This window comes from Acaryochloris sp. IP29b_bin.137 (assembly GCF_028285745.1).
GTDB lineage: Bacteria > Cyanobacteriota > Cyanobacteriia > Thermosynechococcales > Thermosynechococcaceae > Acaryochloris.
Genome location: NZ_JANQOP010000099.1, coordinates 1 through 18802, shown reverse-complemented (window position 1 = coordinate 18802; position 18802 = coordinate 1). Strand labels below are relative to the sequence as shown.

At 46.3% G+C, this 18802-nt stretch carries 18 protein-coding genes; 12 read left to right on the top strand and 6 right to left on the bottom strand.

Translation table 11 applies throughout. The annotated features are described in order from the left end of the window. Positions 1 to 601: 601 nt before the first annotated feature. Positions 602 to 853, top strand: a complete 252-nt coding sequence (locus tag Q0991_RS07240; RefSeq protein WP_299486854.1) for a hypothetical protein — start codon at positions 602 to 604, stop codon at positions 851 to 853. A gap of 19 nt (positions 854 to 872) precedes the next feature. After that, positions 873 to 2054 carry a murein transglycosylase A gene (locus Q0991_RS07235; RefSeq protein ID WP_299486852.1) on the top strand — a complete coding sequence of 394 codons (1182 nt, stop codon included), beginning with the start codon at positions 873 to 875 and terminating at the stop codon, positions 2052 to 2054. 34 nt (positions 2055 to 2088) lie between these two features. Here Q0991_RS07235 and cbiB read toward each other — a convergent pair whose 3' ends face one another. Next, positions 2089 to 3090 (bottom strand): adenosylcobinamide-phosphate synthase CbiB, encoded by a 1002-nt coding sequence (gene cbiB / locus Q0991_RS07230; protein ID WP_299486851.1) that lies wholly within the window; start codon positions 3088 to 3090, stop codon positions 2089 to 2091. A gap of 248 nt (positions 3091 to 3338) precedes the next feature. Between cbiB and Q0991_RS07225 the strand changes: the two genes are divergently transcribed. Both Q0991_RS07225 and Q0991_RS07220 read left to right on the top strand, forming a co-directional pair. Then, positions 3339 to 3551 (top strand): hypothetical protein, encoded by a 213-nt coding sequence (locus Q0991_RS07225; protein ID WP_299486849.1) that lies wholly within the window; start codon positions 3339 to 3341, stop codon positions 3549 to 3551. Positions 3552 to 3576: 25 nt separating this feature from the next. Beyond that, positions 3577 to 3768: a Uma2 family endonuclease gene (locus Q0991_RS07220; protein ID WP_366524911.1), complete on the top strand. Its 192-nt coding sequence runs from the start codon at positions 3577 to 3579 to the stop codon at positions 3766 to 3768. 184 nt (positions 3769 to 3952) lie between these two features. On the opposite strand, the gene Q0991_RS07215 is transcribed toward Q0991_RS07220, so the two are convergent. Genes Q0991_RS07215 through Q0991_RS07200 form a run of 4 tightly spaced genes read right to left on the bottom strand, consistent with a single transcriptional unit; the run spans position 3953 to position 8507 of the window. After that, positions 3953 to 6361: a hypothetical protein gene (locus Q0991_RS07215; RefSeq protein ID WP_299486847.1), complete on the bottom strand. Its 2409-nt coding sequence runs from the start codon at positions 6359 to 6361 to the stop codon at positions 3953 to 3955. Between the two features lie 55 nt (positions 6362 to 6416). After that, complete coding sequence (locus tag Q0991_RS07210; RefSeq protein ID WP_299486846.1) at positions 6417 to 7526, bottom strand: PilW family protein; 1110 nt, start codon at positions 7524 to 7526, stop codon at positions 6417 to 6419. Next, a complete protein-coding gene (locus Q0991_RS07205; RefSeq protein ID WP_299486843.1) occupies positions 7453 to 7923 on the bottom strand; it encodes a type II secretion system protein in 471 nt (156 codons plus the stop codon). The genes Q0991_RS07210 and Q0991_RS07205 overlap by 74 nt, the downstream gene beginning before the upstream one ends. Before the next feature lie 35 nt (positions 7924 to 7958). Next, positions 7959 to 8507 (bottom strand): GspH/FimT family protein, encoded by a 549-nt coding sequence (locus Q0991_RS07200; protein WP_299486841.1) that lies wholly within the window; start codon positions 8505 to 8507, stop codon positions 7959 to 7961. 908 nt (positions 8508 to 9415) lie between these two features. Between Q0991_RS07200 and Q0991_RS07195 the strand changes: the two genes are divergently transcribed. From Q0991_RS07195 to Q0991_RS07180, 4 genes are all read left to right on the top strand, one after another. Beyond that, on the top strand, positions 9416 to 10828 hold the full coding sequence (locus tag Q0991_RS07195) for a hypothetical protein (protein ID WP_299486839.1): 1413 nt from the start codon (positions 9416 to 9418) through the stop codon (positions 10826 to 10828). Between the two features lie 150 nt (positions 10829 to 10978). Continuing rightward, positions 10979 to 11500 carry a hypothetical protein gene (locus Q0991_RS07190; protein ID WP_299486837.1) on the top strand — a complete coding sequence of 174 codons (522 nt, stop codon included), beginning with the start codon at positions 10979 to 10981 and terminating at the stop codon, positions 11498 to 11500. A gap of 25 nt (positions 11501 to 11525) precedes the next feature. Further along, entirely contained in the window at positions 11526 to 12062 is a 537-nt protein-coding gene (locus tag Q0991_RS07185) for a GspH/FimT family pseudopilin (protein WP_299486835.1), read from the top strand. 155 nt (positions 12063 to 12217) lie between these two features. Then, positions 12218 to 13498 carry a prepilin-type cleavage/methylation domain-containing protein gene (locus Q0991_RS07180; RefSeq protein WP_299486833.1) on the top strand — a complete coding sequence of 427 codons (1281 nt, stop codon included), beginning with the start codon at positions 12218 to 12220 and terminating at the stop codon, positions 13496 to 13498. A 38-nt stretch (positions 13499 to 13536) separates the two neighbouring features. Here Q0991_RS07180 and Q0991_RS07175 read toward each other — a convergent pair whose 3' ends face one another. Continuing rightward, positions 13537 to 13980 carry an Rrf2 family transcriptional regulator gene (locus Q0991_RS07175; RefSeq protein ID WP_299486831.1) on the bottom strand — a complete coding sequence of 148 codons (444 nt, stop codon included), beginning with the start codon at positions 13978 to 13980 and terminating at the stop codon, positions 13537 to 13539. A 132-nt stretch (positions 13981 to 14112) separates the two neighbouring features. Between Q0991_RS07175 and pyk the strand changes: the two genes are divergently transcribed. The 4 genes from pyk (at position 14113) to Q0991_RS07155 (ending at position 18569) form a co-directional block, all read left to right on the top strand. Beyond that, the gene (gene pyk, locus Q0991_RS07170; protein WP_299486829.1) at positions 14113 to 15888 is read left to right on the top strand and encodes a pyruvate kinase; all 1776 of its coding nucleotides are present in this window, start codon (positions 14113 to 14115) and stop codon (positions 15886 to 15888) included. 83 nt (positions 15889 to 15971) lie between these two features. Continuing rightward, positions 15972 to 16355, top strand: coding sequence for a DUF4346 domain-containing protein (locus Q0991_RS07165; RefSeq protein WP_299486827.1), 384 nt, complete (start codon positions 15972 to 15974; stop codon positions 16353 to 16355). A 27-nt stretch (positions 16356 to 16382) separates the two neighbouring features. Then, positions 16383 to 17348: a TIGR04168 family protein gene (locus tag Q0991_RS07160; protein WP_299486825.1), complete on the top strand. Its 966-nt coding sequence runs from the start codon at positions 16383 to 16385 to the stop codon at positions 17346 to 17348. A gap of 30 nt (positions 17349 to 17378) precedes the next feature. Then, the gene (locus tag Q0991_RS07155) at positions 17379 to 18569 is read left to right on the top strand and encodes a VWA domain-containing protein (protein ID WP_299486823.1); all 1191 of its coding nucleotides are present in this window, start codon (positions 17379 to 17381) and stop codon (positions 18567 to 18569) included. The last annotated feature ends 233 nt before the right edge of the window (positions 18570 to 18802 follow it).

Here is an 18802-nt window from a genome sequence, read left to right as displayed (position 1 = left end):
GGGAACATTTTTATTTTAATGGATAAATTGGCATCGTTGTCATTAACGAAAGGCTAGGCTACTGAACTTAAATTAGGGCAAAGAGATAGCCCTATTATTGGTCTAAATGACTAGCAATTCAATTGGGTTTCTAGCTACTCATGAGAAAAATCTTTTTTCATTTTTAAATTAAAAATATTGTCAATTCCTATGAGATTTAGAGTGGGTTTTGACTCTATAACCCCTTAGTGTTCCCTACTTTATCTGTAAAGAGACAGTGGCATGTTGACGGCTCCGTTGCTAATGCTGATCGCACAGCACAGCAAAGCTTCTCTGGGGGCGTATCCCACCGGCGGGAATGAGGGCCATTCGAGTCAACTCCCCCATCTTTGAGATACGTCCCTTTCCGGGTTAGCTGTAAATTCGGACAATGGGTGGGCGCAGGGCAGCCTAGATTCAACGACTCCCCTTCTTGGGGATGCAGTGATGGTCGTTTGGGAGAAGGTGGGCCATCATGTGAGACTAGGATTGGCATCTTTTTGAACAAGAAGATCGTGCCATTCGTTATGTTTGGGCTAATTTTTGTCCATAATTAGCTCGGAGTCCATCACTAAATCCAACAATGCCTAGAACTGCCAACGAATATGCGGTCCACCTGTTTATCGAAGGGGGCCACAAAGAAGAGGTTCGGTTTGCCACTATTCAAGAGTTTCAGCAATGGTATAGCAATGAGCTAGTCCCCAAGTCTGACTCCAAGGAATTTATTAACGTCCCCATTAAAAATATCCAGGGCGAGTATATGGTCATCCGACCTGCTAGTATTACGGCCATCCGCGTGGAACCTGTCTTCTTATCTAGCGTCGACCGTTATTAGATTTTGATGGTTTGACTGCATGTTTTTTTTAACTTTGCCTTTGCTGTTGGGGTGTACGGCTGCACCCACACCGCTCACGGCGGCAACACCCGCCATGGAACGTCTGCCTTTACAGGGCGTTTCGACAGACCAACTGCCTAGAGGGTTAGCAAAGGATGAGCAGCTATGGAAAAAAGTAAATGGCCAGAAAGGAGACTATAAAGCTCTACTGACGGCCATTGATCATAGCTTGGCCTATTTGGGGACAGACAAAGCCCAAAAGGATTACCAAAACTATCCAGTTCCGGGGTTCAGCCGCGGTCGCGTGATCCTTAGCCTTCAGCGGTTTCGCCAATTGGTGGTGCAAGCCAAGTCCCCAGTCGCGCTGGAAGCAGCCGTCAAACGCGAGTTTCAGTTTTACCAATCTGTCGGTAACGATCAAAAAGGCAATGTCGATTTCACGGGATACTACGAAGCCACCTATCCGGCCAGCCGCAAACCCACTGCCGAGTTTCGGTACCCCCTATATCAGGCCCCAGCAGACTTAAAAGAATGGCCAAACCCCCATCCCACTCGGGCAGCGCTGGAAGGCTCGGATGGGTTGCAAGGATCTCAAGGTCCCCTTAAAGGATTGGAATTGGTATGGCTGCGCGATCGCTTGCAAGCATTCCTCGTCCAGGTGCAAGGGTCAGCCCGGCTGGGAATAACCGACGGCACCGAGATGACGGTGGGCTATGCGGGCAAAACAGCTCACCCTTACACCAGTATTGGTAAAGCTTTGGTTGAGGATGGCAAATTTACTCTGGAGGAACTGAGCCTGCCCGTATTGATCCAGTACTTTCAGGAAAATCCCCAAGATTTGGATCACTATATCCCTAAAAACAAGAGCTTTGTCTTTTTCCGGGAAACGTTCGGCTCTCCCCCCACGGGCAACCTGAGTGTCCCTGTCACCGATGAGCGATCGATTGCGACCGATAAATCCATCATGCCTCCGGGCGCTTTGGCATTAATTCGGACCGATCTGCCCTATTACAATGCCAACCAGACATTGGAATTCCAAAGGGTTAGTCGTTTTGTCCTGGATCATGACACTGGCAGTGCCATCAAGGGACCCGGTCGGGTCGATATTTTTATGGGTACGGGGGATAAAGCCAAAGCCCGCGCCGGAGTGATGACGGGGTCGGGACAGCTCTATTATTTGCTCTTAAAAGAGAACCCATAACATAGAGAGCCCAGACCATCACCCAAGGCACAGCTTAGGGCGAGACTAGCCCGACTCCAAGACTGGCCAATCCCAACCATAACAAAAAGCAATTACGAGTCAGACGGGTAGCCAATTCAATATGCTGTGTTGTGATCCGTTGCCGAGGATTGCCGAGTAGCGGTTTAAACTTCGCCATACCGCGATACCAATTTTGTCCCCCTAACTGCACCCCCAAGATGGCCGCATAGGCGCATTCACTCCAACCTGAGTTGGGGCTAGGGTCTTTACGGGCATCTCGCCAGCCAATCACCCATACCGACTTGAGTTTCCCGGATAATAGGCCCACGGTTAGAACCATCAACCGACAGGGCAACCAAGTCAGCACATCATCCAGGCGGGCACTAAACCAGCCTAAATGCTGATAGGGTTCTTCCCGATACCCAATCATGGAGTCTAAAGTGCTGACAGCCTTGTAGGCGAGCGCCAACGGCACCGGCCCCACCACCGGAATGGCAATGCCTACCAAAGCATAAAACAAAGGGGCCATAACCCCATCGGTGGTATTTTCAGCCACTGTTTCTAACAAGGCCCTCAGGATATCTTGCTCGGCTAGGGTATCGGTATCTCTACCGACATATCGCCGGAGGCGGGATCGCGCGACCGTCACATCACCCACAGCCAAGGGTTTGAGAACATCGACCGTTGCATCATGTAAGCTCCGACCCGCAAAACAGCTGGCCAGCAGCACCACCTCTAGGCATAGGCTGACAGGCCAGGCCCTCTGATCCAGACCATAGAATAGTAACCAACTCCCTAAGCTAACGCTACACACTAATGCGATCGCTAGGTGGATACCCGCTAATCGGAGTTGCCAAGGTTCATTCCACCATCGCAATGCCCCTTTGGTATATCGCTGTATGACCCAACCCATAAGTTGAACCGGGTGGGGACATCCCCAAGGATCACCCATCGCAAAGTCGAGAATCGCTGCACTGATCAGGACCACGAAGGTCAAAGGCCGATCGAAGGCCACAGACGTCTCTATCCTGATCACTGGCTAATCAGTTCTAAAAAAATGAAGCTGGTTTGTGGTTGCCCCCCATTTAATCGGGTCATTATCAAAGTTAAACTGCAGGGCACTGAGAAGGCTCCAATACGACGCCAGTGATAAGAGGAACAGGCGACTGAAATATCGCTTTGTTATGATCGAGGCAAGTTCCTTCAGCTCCACAATACCAATGCCTTTGGCAAATTGACACCATCCTTTTGCCAAGAATTGATCTTTCGCCCGAGATAGTACAGATGATGGACACTATCACCCTTGACTTGGCCCCTTTTATCCAGATGACGGATGACCAGTTTTTTGAGCTGTGCCAGCATCATCGAGATTACCGATTCGAACGCAACGCTACAGGAGCTTTGATTATTCCCCTGTTGGTGGTGAGACGAGTCGTCGAAACCTGTCTATTTCCGGACCACTTTATCATTCGTGGTATAGCTGAGGTCTACCAGTGATAGCTTGGCCAAGCTGCAAGAGAAAATGCAGGAGTATATGGCAAATGGGGTCCGGTTGGGCTGGCTTCTAAATCCCCAAAGTCAACAGGTAGACATTTATCGTCTTGGTCAGCCACCAGAAAGGTTAACTTCGCCTTCAGTTTTGTCAGGCGAGGAGTTGTTGCCTAATTTTGTGCTGGATCTGTCTGATATTCTCTCTGACTTACATCTGCGTTGATAGGGCTTGCCTCCCACTTCGCCCTAGGGGTAACCCTCCTGGGAGACAGACCCACCAGGCACCCCTCCCGAGAGGGGATGGGGTTGGTTGTGAAACCGCATAGAGCGGATAAAGCGGAGGGTGAGTCTCGGGGAAACCTGGACTCACCCTCCGCTATGGTTACGCTACTATCTGTTCTCAGACTTTATAAAGAAAAGTTGGGCTGAATAGATGGGATAGTAGGCAATGATGCAAACAATTTGGTTGTCTTACTAGAGGTGCGGTCAAAATTCCGCTGGAATAATTCCTGCACTAGATAGACAGCCGTTGGAGACAAAGGCGGTAAATCATCAGCATCATTGAATCGGGATTCATAATCCCAGTTTCTGACAGGAGGGGAGTAGATGTTGCAACTACCCTCGTTATAACTGCCGCAGAATTCTGAGTTGATTCGACGGGGCTCGAACAAACTCACAAAAGACCCTCGATAGTTAAAGCAATGGCGGGTTTGAGCTGTCCCATATTGAGCATCACAATCTTGACCAGGTCCAGTTGAGGCACCCCAATGCTCATGGAATCTAGGATAGTTGTTAACCCCACCGCTATCTTTACTGTCCGGTCCTTGTTGGGACGCAGTTCCATTCTCTCCGCCTGTAATCTCAACTCCGGATAAAAAGGCGGCGTTGATGGTCGTTTCTGTAGGAATACGGCTGTCAAAATCAATAGTATAGGCTGGCAAACTGCTTGAATAGCCCCGACCATTAGAGTCATCTAAGTTCCATGCATTAGACAAAACATTGATGGTATCAGCCATAACTGCTGCGGGTCGCCAATCATCAGTTGCTGGATTGGTGCTTGTATGCAGATTGTAATCACCTTGTACATACACTGCTTCATCGGAGACGATGGTTAAGCCTTCGATTTCAGGAGCACCACTGATTGTTGATTTGAGTGAGCTACCGTTATAGATACGAACACCATATTTACTGCCAGCTTTATCAGAGTCATTGCTTATAACAGTTGGTTTGTCGATAGCGTTTGTACTAGCGTTGCTATCATCAACGGTGAAGTACCAAACTAATCCACCATTTGTCGAGTCATCTAAGTCCTTGGTACCCATCAAATCTTGCTGATGGGCACAATCTAATAGAGCTTGGATATCTACATTCAACATGCGAATGTAGTTGCCTGCATCACCTCCAGTTGAATTGTGCTTTTCGCGATAGTTATAAAAAGTATCGGAAGTGGAAACTACTGCTTTACGAATAACATCATTTTCTGAAACAATGTTCCCCGTGCCTTGATAATTATGGCCTAGTTGCCTTTTGATTCGTAAAGCACGCCGACCAATACCATCATCATATACATAGGACAATACGTTACTATCAATATCGGAGCCAATTGTGACTGCATCACCTACGTTAAAGCCAGTAGTTGAATCAGCACCAATCCAAATCTCATTTGCAAGATAGTTAGGTATATTTCCCGCCCACCATTTCTGATCTACAGTTGTTTGAGTAACTGGACAGCTATTCATTAGCCTGTTCGTTAAAGTGGTATCAACCGATCCATCTTGGTTGCGAATTTGGATTCCAGTTGGTTCTTTGGTGGTGCTATCCAATCTCAACACAACCCGCAAATCAGCTGCATCCCAATAGCGACTACCAGCTATAGGATCAAACTCACCCGCTGAAGGAACCTTTAGTTTGGGCAGTTCAAGCTTAATCGCACTGCCCCAATCATCAATATCTGATGGGCTAGTTGTGTCATTAACATAGGGAGTAATATTACTGCCATCACACTGTAAATTTAGATCAGTACCACCTTGGGTAGGAATTGTAACTGTTCCGGCACATTGCTGTGAGCCCACATCGGCCTTATCTCCACGAAAAAGGGTTCCCCCTGCTGTGACCTGACCATCAATGCGTAAAGTATAGTCACTGCCAGCTACATTCAGATACATGTCGTGGTTGCTATGAACCCGACCATTAATTGACATATTAGGCGGAATAGTAAAGTCCAGATCATTCTCATAGAAAATTGCGAACTGGAATATAGGTACTATTCGACTTTTGAAACTCATACCCAGAATTGCAGAGGGTAAATTTTCAGACGTTTCAGCAACAGATATTAAATCATATTTATATTCCTGAGCAATTAAACCTTCAAATTCTTCACCCTCTGGGACAGGTATTTGCTCGAAGGAACTCTCTTCAAGAAAAGTTTGAGCAGTTTGTCCTGGTAAGTTATACGCTTTACACGCAAAATCTCCACTACCATTGTTTGAACCACTGTCATCCGTACAAGCTTGCCAATTTGCTGGTGGCAACCCTGCTGGACGGTTTCCATCTTCAAAGGTTTCTTTAATTTCTTTAGCCCGAAGGTTCAATCCTGCTTCAGCAGCATAATAACCTAGATTGCTTTTACTGGAAGCTTGGGTGCTTGCACTATTTACTTTGTTGACAACTGCAGCGCTGATCAGTAGAGTACTTAAGATCAAGAGCATGGCTACCGTCACGACTAAGCTATATCCACTTTGTGAACTTCGCTTTTCTTGCAAGCACATTAATTTTAAGAATAAAATATGCTGGATATTTCTAGGATGGTACTTCATGGCGGTAATTAATCTTTAGAAAGAAGGTATGAGAGAGCAATTTTGGAAGGTAGTATTAATCAGGCTCCTGACTTGAAAAAGAGCTGGCATTGCGTGGAAAAAACTTAGATAAGATGTCTATTTCTTGCTCCTCTCCAGAACTATTTTTTCGAGCTAGTAAATCACTCTCTGCGACATCTTTCGCTTGTAATCTTACGGATACATACTGAAATTCATCTCTAATGGTGCTCCAAGGTGTTTCATTGGTCATAACATCAGGATTAAATGAAGTTGAAGAACCTGAGTCGGTTGTAACTTCAATCTCTAACGCTTGAATATTATTGGTAACGCGCAAAATATCGTCTGCGCTATCCTGACGATTTTTTACGAGTTCTAGAACCTCACCATTGAGTCTAAATTCCTCTTCTTCTAGAAGATAAATTTTGGGATTATCTCTAAACTGAGGTCGATGCTCGTACTCGTATTCCCACTGATCGTCATCACATCGGTGGAGATAGTTTCCATTAGCATCACTGGTTTCAAAAGCATAATTAAAGAACTCGCCCCTTTTGTTAACGGGATCATGGATATAGGCCCAGACAGACTCTTCGTTACAGGTACCAACGCTGGGTACTGATGTCGTGTCAAAGGTGTCATTGCCATCGACTTGACTGCGAAAAGTGCGAAAGACATCAACAGAGACATCAAAACCACTAGGGGCAGGGCTTTGCCCTAGCGTACAACTACTATCGTTGGGTTTGAAGACTGTTAGCTCAGTCTCCCCATTACTCAAATCAGCACAGAGCCTTAAGGTATTTTTGATTAATTGCCGTTGAACGATGAGTTTGTCATGGTCAGTATCATTCTCAGAATCATCTTTATCGATCACGCTGATTACGGGTAATTCCGTATCATTTTGCAAGTTGTCACCAGCACTGCGGATCCCATCTCCGATCAAATTCATGCCAGTTCTAAGCGTTTGGGAATTTTGAGACCGAAGCTGATCTGTGAGAAATTGCTTACGTTGATCAGTAATGAGTTGCAATGAGAGTGCTAAAACGGTGGAGGCAATTAAGGTTGTCACAATGAGTTCAACCAGTGTGAAGCCTTGATTAGTCGTTTGGGGTGTTCCTTGGATCGTCAAACGTGGTAAAAACTGTTTCAGCTTCATAAATGGATTGTTCATTCTGAAAGATCTCAACTTTGATATGTCTGGCAATGTCGCTACAGTAAGAAGAGTTTTGACAGTAAGTCACTACTGGCGTGTACTCTCTGTCTAAGTACGTGATAGAGGCTTGGGTTTCTGAACCTGTAGTAGGTATGCTTTCGAAGTCTTCCTCTTGGTTATGGCGAATTGAGTCGATTACCTCTTGTGAAACAGCTATAGCAGCTGTGCGCTTTTCATTGTTAATACTAGAAATTGTATAGTTCAAAAAAAGAGGGACAATGCCTGCTAAAGCTATGAAAAAAATCAACAATGAAACAACAGATTCAACTAAAGTTAGTCCACGTTCGCTCTTGTGAGAAATGCGTGATGGATTGATCTGATAATTGTGCTTATTTATCGGGAAACGTATAGCCATATCCTGTGCTTAATCCTTAACTTTGCCAATACAACTCAACTAATGTCTCCCAAATCAACAGCACCTCCAGAAAAAACTTCCATTGTCCGTTGTTGGTTGGTATCCATATCTTGGAAAGTGAGTTGGAGACTTGTCTCAGATAACCCTTTGCTGTCAAAGCAAATACTCCATGTATTATCAGAGGGGTTGACTACCTGAACCGGACTATTAAGGCTTAAGTCTTCATTCACTAACTGACCATTTTTCTCGACAAGATCGCTAATTTGGGTCCAAGTGGTATCTGAACATCGGGCTGCTCGCTCCATGATGAATTCGGTATTGGAAAGGGGGCGAATTCTGACCGCAGAAGTCGAAGAGATAGCGCGAGCCCGTGCCCATTTGAAACTCGATGCAATTCGATTGGAGGAATCCCTGAGCGGATTATTGCCGAAGGTGACTGCTGGAGCCGCTAGCGCAGCCAACATCGCCGTTAGGGCAATGACCACCAAAATTTCAATTAACGACATACCAGCATTCGGATGTGATTTTTGCTGGCGCTGAATCAGGCGAGTGTAAAAGACCAAAGACAAGTTTTTCTGATGCATGGGATGAACTCTATTCTTAATACCTAGGATGGACGCAGCTTCAATAAAATTGATCACCGATTAGTGACTCAATTTTGAGGATTTGTACATCATGAAATTAGCCATGTGAAAGCAGATCAAGTTCACCCTAAGGATTCCCCTTGATTACGCCCTAAGTTGGCCTCAGTCGCTCCCAAGCACCGATCGGCAAACGTAGGTCCGGTAGATATTGCTATATACTTTTGCAATCCCTGATCATTACTTTATATAAAATCTTTCGCGGTCACCTCAGTGATATCCCGGAAATCCTATAAGTTATATGTTTTAGACATTAAAACGAACAATAGAGGGACCTATTTTCTTGATATATAACATCATCTCAATTTAGTTATACATAGCTAATTAATAGCAAAAAAACCATAAAAATATCGCCAAGCCTATAAAAATGGCAATATTAAAGATGTATGATCTTTGCCCGCCTAACATGTATTTAAGGCGTAGGGTTCGTATCGTTGATAAGCAGATCAAACAGCCAAGGTTCAGCTTGAAATAAGAACCCTGTCGCTTATGAAATGAATCAATTAGAAGTTCTGTAGGGCAATACCACAGACTCATATAGATTTTTTCTTGAGAATCTAGTCTAGAAATCGAAATCACCAACTCGTGTGATCTAGATCACAGAATAAGATTTTTATTTGATCATTGCCAAAATAACGTTGCAGTCTGGAAAAATGTAATTGTAAGGGTTTGATGCGACAAACCATGATGGGGTTGAACTGCTATTATGTGGGTAGTCAAAACTCTGCGATTGTCGTCAGAGGAAACACTGAAGTCCTTTTTGTTAGTGCTTTGTGCTGCCTTTATTAGATTTCGAATAATTTCTAACAAATTGACGTTTTATCCATATTTATTTGTTGAGACCGTCAACCATGAATCAATGGCTGGAATATTCGCTGAAGTGTCGTAAGGGACAAGCTGGTTTTGCATTACCCGTTGCGATCGGCATGGGGCTGATTATTCTCCTGGTTGGGTTAACTATGTTACTGCGATCGCAAGATAGCCAAGTCAGTGCGATCGCACAAAAGGATACCGCCAAAAGCCTCAACGCCGCGGAAACCGGGGTCAACGAAATCCGAGCCTTAATGAATCAGCATCGTGCGATCGCAGTCTATCCAGCATGCGAAAATCGCGATAGTAGTGGCACCTGCCTTGATAGCGATCCCACACCTAGTTGGCGCTTACCAGACAACATCACTAGCCTTGATACAAATCTGGCATTGAGTTGCAACAACTATACAGATGCTCAAAAAAATGCTGCCAAAGCGGAAATCTCCGACGTTAGTCAACGCAATTGGCAACCAGTAGATCCCAACGACCCAAGTCAAGGTGAATATAGGCTCCTAGACTATCTCTATTCTGGAACTCCTGGTAGCCCTACTGATGGAGAAATAGGGACTCTCAGTGTTCAAGGCCGAGTCAATAGCGGGCAACCTAGCGAATCTATTTCCCAATTAGAGGTTGAAATTCCTTTAGAAGATCCTCTGCCTGGAAATGTAAACCCTCCCAGAGATTCAAGCGGTACTTATCGAATTGCTGGCATGTGGGTCCAAACTGCGGCAAATACGAGTCAAGTTAAAGCCGATATTTTAGGTGATTGCGATTCATCCATTTCTGCGGAACCAGCTGAACATGTTAAAAAATTGAAGGACTTATCGATGCCTCCTGCACCAATTCCAAGCAGCGGCATAGAACTGACTGATGCACCTAGTTCCCTGCCTCGTTCAGGCGATCCTATTGAAGGAACTAGCTATAAATATAGATTCGACACTCTAACCTCAGGTTTCACTGTTGATAACAGTGATTTAACTCAACCAATCAAGAATATTGAAATATGGGTTAAAGGAGAAATCAATCTTGAAGGCAAAGTAATTCGTCATTCCTGTGGGAGTAGGACTATAGAAGATTGTGGTCCTTTTCAAGTCAAAATTTATAGCGAAGAAGATCCCACTTTTCCCAACAAATCAATCACCCTTAATCAAGGTACTACCATATGTAATGCTTTTATCCATACCCCTGGTTATGATGTCACCTATAACTCTACTGGGGGAAGTCCGAGCAATTGGTGTTTTGAACACCCTACTGATCCTACTCAGAATACTAACAATACGGGCGTTTTCTGGATCAATAGTTGGAATGGCGGCAACAATAGCAGCGATCCTGTTTTGGATCTCTCGCGGGGTTTTTGGTCTCAAGATCCGTACAATGTTGCCAGTACAATAGAATATTTTGCTGTCACTAACCCCATACAAACTTGGCTGACTAAGGAGAAAACTACAAATTAAAACTTCTAATAGTCAATATGATTTCTTCTCAAGTAGCTAGAATTTGATTACTATGAATATTTTGATTCTCCTTAACTACCAAGCGAGTAATTCTTTTTGAATCCCAATTTATAGAGATTGTTCTTTTATTACTCATATGGAGTGTTACTGATGAACAAATATATCTTCAATACAGCTCCTAATGGGGGCTTTACACTTGTTGAAGTATTAGTCGGTCTTTTAGTAATTGTCGGCTTCATCAGTACTGCGATGCAGGCAATCGTTACTGCAACAGCCTTTAAAGTCAAGGGTCAGGAACTCAGTGAAGCCACAACTTGGATTCAAGAAGACCTCGAAAGGGTAAGGTATGAAGCTAATCGTTTAGACTACAACGCTGTTGACCCAGAAATAGACTACAACGTAAATCTCCCCGCATGTGAAGCCACATCCAATTCCTTAGGCTATGCAGCTCAGCTTAGAGATAGAATTGCTTCTAATGCTCCAGTAGAAACTAATCAGCTTAGTGCTGTCGGTAATCGGCCTTATACGCTTAGACGTACTCCCATTTTACCGACCTCTGCCCCTTATCACGTTCTGAGCTTAGAATATGAGGTCGTATCAGCAGACAATATACCTATTTCCATCCTTCACACTAAGGTTATTCCTGATGCATCATTAAAATGTCCTAGTTGATAGTTCCAACTAGCAAGTAAGCAATATGACATTTACTCGGCATCAACACAGAAGCCTCGGGTTTTCATTAACTGAAGTACTAGGGACAATAGTTGTTTTAGGAATATTTGCTGCTTTAGCAGCCCCTGGGTTCTTAAGCTGGGTCAATAGCAAAAGAGTTGAGGATGTTTCTAGGCAGGTTGAAGGAGCTCTCAGAGAAGCCCAAGCTGCAGCAATTCGTAAAAGTCAACAATGTACCATCATGATCAGTACTTCTTCTATCACCGCAAACCCCACCAATTGTTTGCCTACAGGTACCAGAGATTTAACTCAAGTAGGTGGAGGCATTGGCACATCTGCTGTCATTCTGATAGCTGAGAACAATACAGACATCCAGTTTTCTCCTAAAGGCTCTACCTCTTCTAGCAATGTTTTTGTTTTTTATCATCCCGATCAATCTCAAGGGATGCGTTGTTTAGCAATTTCATCTGGTATTGGTATTATTAGGACTGGCGAGTTTAGAGGTTCCCACCCCCCCTCTCCAAACCCAAACCTAGAAGCTGACTGTCATACTTCAACTTAGTTAATCTCCATTATCTGCATTGTGCTTACTATGAATTGAAACTAGCACTCACCTAAATATTCCACATCATTCAGCTTCTATGGATTTTTAAAAACTAGTTTTTTGATATAGTCTCAATCTCATCTATCACTTTTTATTCTAAGAAATTTATAAATATGAATAATAATCACCTTAAAAGGTACTTGCAGCATAATTACCCTAAGTCTAAAGGTTTTACTCTGCCCGAGTTGTTAGTTGCAGGTGTTATTAGTCTAGGAGTGATTACTGTAGGCGGGTTTGGTCTAGTCTCTATCTTAAGTTCTAGTCAGATTGCTAATGCCCAAAATGAACGGCGGGTGGAACTCAATCGCTCTTTGGATTTTATAGCTGCAGAAATACGCCAAGCAGATGACATTGTTCAGGATGCAAGTAATGAACCAAAGCCTTCTGAATTCAACACCTCACTCCCTAGCGGTGCCCAACCAGTCCTTATGCTAAAGATGCCTGATTTAACAGGTGTCCAAACGCCAATCATTTATTATGTTGCTTCGTCAACCAACAATACCTGGTTAGGCCCCAAACTTATCTACAGGTGGGGACCAAAATATAACAATGATGGTACTTATATTGATCCATCTAACTCTGCTAACTGGAGTCATGAACCGCTCATTGACTCAATTCAAAATACAACCACCACCCCAACCTGTTCTGATTCAAATTGGACCGCTAATGGCAATATCGGTTTTGGAGCTTGTGTTAATGCCACAGGCAAAATTACAGAACTCTTTCATACAGGTGTTTTTGATAGACCCATTCAAGGAACTGAAGAATATCAAGCTCAGACTACAGTTTTAGCACGACCGTCAGCCACGTCTTCTGCCAACCCTAACAACCCTAATCTTCCAGGCAATAGCGGAGTTCCACCCCTTTTTGAGCTTCCCGGTGATGGCTCGGTGGTTTTTAATGATCAGGCAAGCCTCTCTATTAGAGTATTAGGTGGTGAAATTTCCTGTAACCCAGATGGATCTGACCCAATTCCAACTACAGCAGTCTACAATCTTGTTTTAGGGCAGCAGGTTAGCCAGGTTTCTCTATCAACTAATCCTCCAGGCTCTCAAAGTAATATTCCTGTTGAAGCACAGACAGTTCTTACAGTTGATGGTGCATCCACAGGAGGCCCCTGCAATATCAATATCTCTGCCAATTCTCAAGATGACAATTTAGTTCAAGTTTTAACGCTTAAGAATGGAGATTCAATCCCAGACTTCGCACCTTTTGGAAATCAACGTCCTATTGCAGATTTTTTAGATGACTACGTGGACGTTAACCAGAAAATTACTATAGAAGATAATGAGGTGATCGTCTTATTTGAACTGGGTTCTACTAATTCAGGTGACAGTAGTTTTGATATGCAAGATCTAGTAGTCCTCTTCACGTCAGTTCCACAACAGCAATAATATTTTTGCTAGCAAAATAATCTAAAAGCAGGTATCAACTAAACAACAAAGCTAGTCTCTGCCCCTTGAGCGGCTTGCCAACTGCGGGCATCGTAGTAGAGATCTTCTAGGGAGATGCTGTACAGAGATTCCTTTAGTTTTTGGTGCAGGCGCTTCCAGAGAGTGAGCGTCACCCAATCCTCCGCTTGTTGGGCTGCAGGTGCCGGTTCTGTAAATGGCTCAACCGTTTCTCCCACCGCCTCCAAAATATGGCCCAGGGAAATTTTTACTGGGGCACGGGCCAACTGATATCCGCCCTTCGAACCCCGAATAGAGCGGACCAACCCCGCTTTTCGCAACTCGATCAATAGCTTTTCTAAATAAGGTGCCGGGAGAGATTGTCGCTTGGCAATGGCATTTACCGATGCGGGGCCAAAATTGGGTTGTAAACTCAAATCCAGCAATGCCTTCACACTATAGTGTCCCTTCGTTGTTAACTTCACCCTAATCTCCGTGTTGCTGCAGGAATTCCGCAAAAAAATAGCTTGGGGTAGCGTCTCAGCCTAAACTGTTAAGTTGATGACCAACCCGATTGATTGTTCATCTTACTGCCTAGACTTTTTTAATACGGATACATGTCCTTGCCTGAGACCGATCGTCGTACCAAAATTGTGGCCACCGTGGGGCCAGCCATTGCCAATCCAGATATGCTGCGGGCGGTTATTGAAGCAGGAGCCACCACCCTCCGCCTCAACTTTTCCCACGGTACCCACGACGATCACCTGCGCTCTATTCGGCTGATTCGGCAACTCTCCTATGAGATGAACCAGCCCGTCGCCATTTTGCAAGACCTCCAAGGACCCAAAATTCGTCTCGGTAAATTTGCCAATGGCCCCATCACCCTCCAAAAAGGAGATCCGTTTGCCCTCACCAGCCAGACCATTCCGGGCACGCAAACCAGCAGTATGGTCACCTATTCCAAACTGGCTGAAGAGGTATCTGTGGGGGCTACCATTCTCCTGGATGATGGCCGGGTAGAAATGGTTGTTGAATCCGTTGATCAATCCACAAAGACGCTCCATTGTCGCGTGGTTGTAGGAGGTAAGTTATCTGACTCTAAAGGCGTCAATTTCCCAGGGGTTTATTTGTCCGTCAAAGCCCTCACCGACAAAGATCGGGAAGATTTGCAATTTGGCCTTGCCCAAGGGGTGGACTGGATTGCCCTGAGTTTTGTCCGTAACCCGGCGGACATGATCGAAATCAAAGAAATCATTGCCAATGCGGGAAAATCAATCCCAGTGATCGCCAAAATCGAAAAACATGAAGCCATCACCCAGATGGAAGAAATTCTCAACCTCTGTGATGGGGTGATGATTGCCCGAGGTGATTTAGGGGTTGAGCTGCCGGCCGAAGATGTTCCTATTTTGCAAAAGCGGTTAATTGCTACGGCCAACCGTCTCGGCATTCCCGTGATTACGGCCACGCAAATGTTAGATAGCATGGTCAACTCCCCCAGGCCGACACGAGCAGAGGTTTCCGATGTCGCTAATGCCATTTTGGACGGCACCGATGCGGTGATGCTCTCCAATGAGGCCGCTGTTGGCAACTATCCTGTCGAAGCCGTCGCGACGATGGCTAAAATTGCCGAGCGGATCGATTACGAAAAAAGCATTCAAACGATTAATGCCCTCGATACCTCAGAAACAGCCATTCCCAACGCAATTAGCCAAGCCGTGGGCCATATTGCCGCTCAACTCAAAGCCAAAGCCATTCTTACCTTTACCAAAACTGGGTCCACTGGACGAAATGTCTCCAAATATCGTCCCAATATCCCCATCCTAGCCGTGACTCCCCATGTCGAGGTGGCTCGTCAGCTTCAAATGGTGTGGGGGGTTCAGCCCTTGCTGGTCCTCAATTTACCCTCTATTGACAAAACCCTGCAGGCATCTTTAAGTGTTGCCCAGGAAAAAGGTTTAGTCGAAGAAGGGGATTTAGTGGTGATCACTGCTGGCACATTGCAGGGCGTTGCCGGCTCCACCGACTTTATCAAGGTTGAGATTGTTACTGCTGTGATGGGTCAGGGAACTGGGATCGGTCAGGGATCAGTGAGTGGTTTGGCTCGGGTTGTCACCACACCCAACAGTATTAAGAGCTTTAATCAGGGCGATATTTTAGTCGCTACCGCAACAGATGCGCGTCATGTGGATGCCATTCGCAAAGCAGCAGGGATTATTACCGAAGTAGGGGGTATGGATAGTCATGCTGCTGTATTGGGGCTCCGACTGAGAATTCCCGTTATCGTAGGCGTTGAAAATGCCACCCGCATGATTCGGGACGGCACCCACCTCACTCTCAATGTGAAAAAAGGACTGGTCTATTCCGGCACAATGACCTCACGGGCAAAGAGCTAAGGCCACCGTATACCGAATTTGAGTTTGCGTACTAGACTGGATCTTGGAGTCGTATCCTATCCACTTGACGATGTTTTTTGTTCATGAATACCATTGTTAGCGATCAAGCTGCCATCAATGACCAGTTATCTCAACGCTTTATTGCCCTAGATCCAGGCGGCTATTTTTTGATTTATCTCGATCGGCACGCTCCAGCAATTTGTGCCGATCACTATGCCAATGACATTAACGAGAAGGGCTTAGCGGTTGATCCAGAGACGGGAGAGCCGTTATCTTGTCGCGGCAAAGTGGAGCGAAAGCCCGACGCTACGTTCCGGGCTAAGACGGCGAAAGAACTGTGTATTGCAATCTTTGAAGAACCACAAACTTGCTTGGTGACCCAGTTGGATCATGCCGCCTATTTAGGTCGCGAATTTATCCGGGCAGAAATGGCGTTGGCCCAGGACCAAGAATATATTCAAGATTAGCGGCCTCAACCCTTGCCCCACATCGGAATGACTGAGCCATCCCCCACCCCTCTCCCTAGTCCGCCATCAATCAAAATTGCTGTGATTGGGGATATTCATGATGCTTGGGATGAAGAGGATCCTAAAGCACTGGAGCGCTTGGGCGTCGATTTAGCCTTGTTTGTGGGGGATTTTGGTAATGAAGCAGTGGAGGTGGTGCGGGCAGTCTCAACCTTAGCCCTGCCCTATGCGGCCTCCTTTGGCAACCATGATGCTTGGTATACGGCCACGCCCTGGGGAACGAAACATTGTCCCTACGATCGCACTCAGGAAGACTGGGTATCGCTGCAAATAGACCTATTGGCGGAAGCCCATGTGGGCTATACCCACCGCGTTTTTCCTCAGCTCGATCTGAGTGTGGTCGGTGGACGGCCCTTTAGCTGGGGGGGACCCGACTGGCGTTGTGCAGAATTTTATCGAGACCGCTTTGGCGTTAAGGATTTCGACGAGTCTATGGCAAGGATTGTCGATGCCGCCGCCCAGGCCCCCTCAGAAACCATTCTTTTCTTGGGCCATAATGGTCCGGCTGGGTTAGGAGATCAGGCAGAAGATCCCTGTGGTAAGGATTGGAAGCAGCTGGGGGGAGATTTTGGGGACCCGGATTTGCGAGATGCGATCGCAACCACTCGATCCATTGGCAAGCGAGTTCCCCTTGTCGCCTTCGGCCATATGCACCATAACTTGCGCCATACCAAAGCCGTTCAGCGCAAGCGACTTTGTGTAGATGAAGCAGGCACGGTCTATCTCAATGCGGCCTGCGTGCCTCGGATTATCAAAACACAGCAAGGACTGCAGCGTAATTTCTCTTTGGTGACCTTGCAAAATCATCAGGTCACGGAGGTCAAGCTGGCCTGGGTCGATGCCGCCTACGATATTACCTCTTCAGAAACCTTGTATGCTCATGCGCCCCCACCCACTACTGTGAATCAGTCCCTGGTGCCATCTTCCGAATAGCCCCCATCGTATATTCTCCAAAAAGCAGTGATGGCAGAGCTTCAGAATAATTCCGAACGTAATCGACGCTGGCGGCTGATCCTCGGGGGTGGCGAGGCTGATGGTATCAGTACGAAGGGCGGGTTAACCCTCAATTCCCAAGACACGGCGATGGATCAAACCTTAGCCGCCCTATATGAAACCCAAGGCACCCATGGGTCCCAAGGGCAACGCTCAGGTGGATTAGGGGGATCCTCTCCCAAAGTTGCCCGCTGGCTGGGCGATATTCGCAGTTACTTTCCCAGTTCCATCGTTCGGGTAATGCAGCAGGATGCCCTTAAACGGCTGAACTTGCAGCAGATGTTGTTAGAGCCAGAAATGCTAGCCGCTGTGGAGCCGGATGTCCATCTCGTGGCCAATCTGCTCTCCCTAAGTCAGGTGATGCCCAGCAAGACCAAAGAGACAGCGCGGTTAGTGGTCCAGCAGGTGGTTGAAGATTTGATCCGTCAGCTCTCCAACCCAATGCAACAGGCTGTCCAGGGCAGCTTAAATCGGTCGATTCGCAATCGCCGCCCGCGCCATCATGAAATTGATTGGCACCGAACGATTCGCGCCAACCTACGCCATTATCAGCCGGAGTATCGCACAATTATTCCTGAAACCCGGATTGGCTTTGGTCGCAAGCGTTCAGCCCTCCGCGACATTATCCTCTGCGTCGATCAGAGCGGTTCCATGGCCACTTCCGTTGTCTATGCCAGTATTTTTGCAGCAGTATTAGCTTCACTGCCCGCCGTTAAAACCCAGCTCGTCGTCTTCGATACGGCCATCGTCGATTTAACCGATCTCCTGCAAGATCCCGTCGATGTGCTGTTTGGCACCCAACTGGGCGGTGGCACCGATATCAACCGAGCCTTAAGCTACTGCCAGGGGTTGATTCGCAGACCAGAAGAAACAATCTTAGTGCTGATTAGCGATCTGTACGAAGGGGGCAATCGGGAAGCCATGCTCAAGCGCGTCGCCTCCTTGGTCAATTCAGGAGTACAAATGATTACGCTGTTGGCCCTCAGCGATGACGGCGCTCCCTACTTTGACCATCACAATGCGGCCAAGTTCGCCACTCTGGGGATTCCTACATTTGCCTGTACGCCGGATAAATTTGCCGATTTAATGGCCGCCGCTATTCAACGTCAAGATATTGGACAGTGGGCCGCCAAAGAAGAGATTGTGACCGCTTCCCTATGACCGCCACTTTTGAGATCGTCACGCCAATACCTTTCAGCCAGCGTGGAATCGAGCTCACTGATACATTCGATTTTGTTGACCCCGCTTCTGAGCTAAGCTAGTAATGCTTATACACCGCTCGACGACCGATACATGTCGTCGATTATTGATTTAAAGGAGACAGCACGTGGTCAGGATTCTCCGGTTGTCAGAGATGACATCTGAAGAACTCGCTTCCATCAAACGACGGGCCG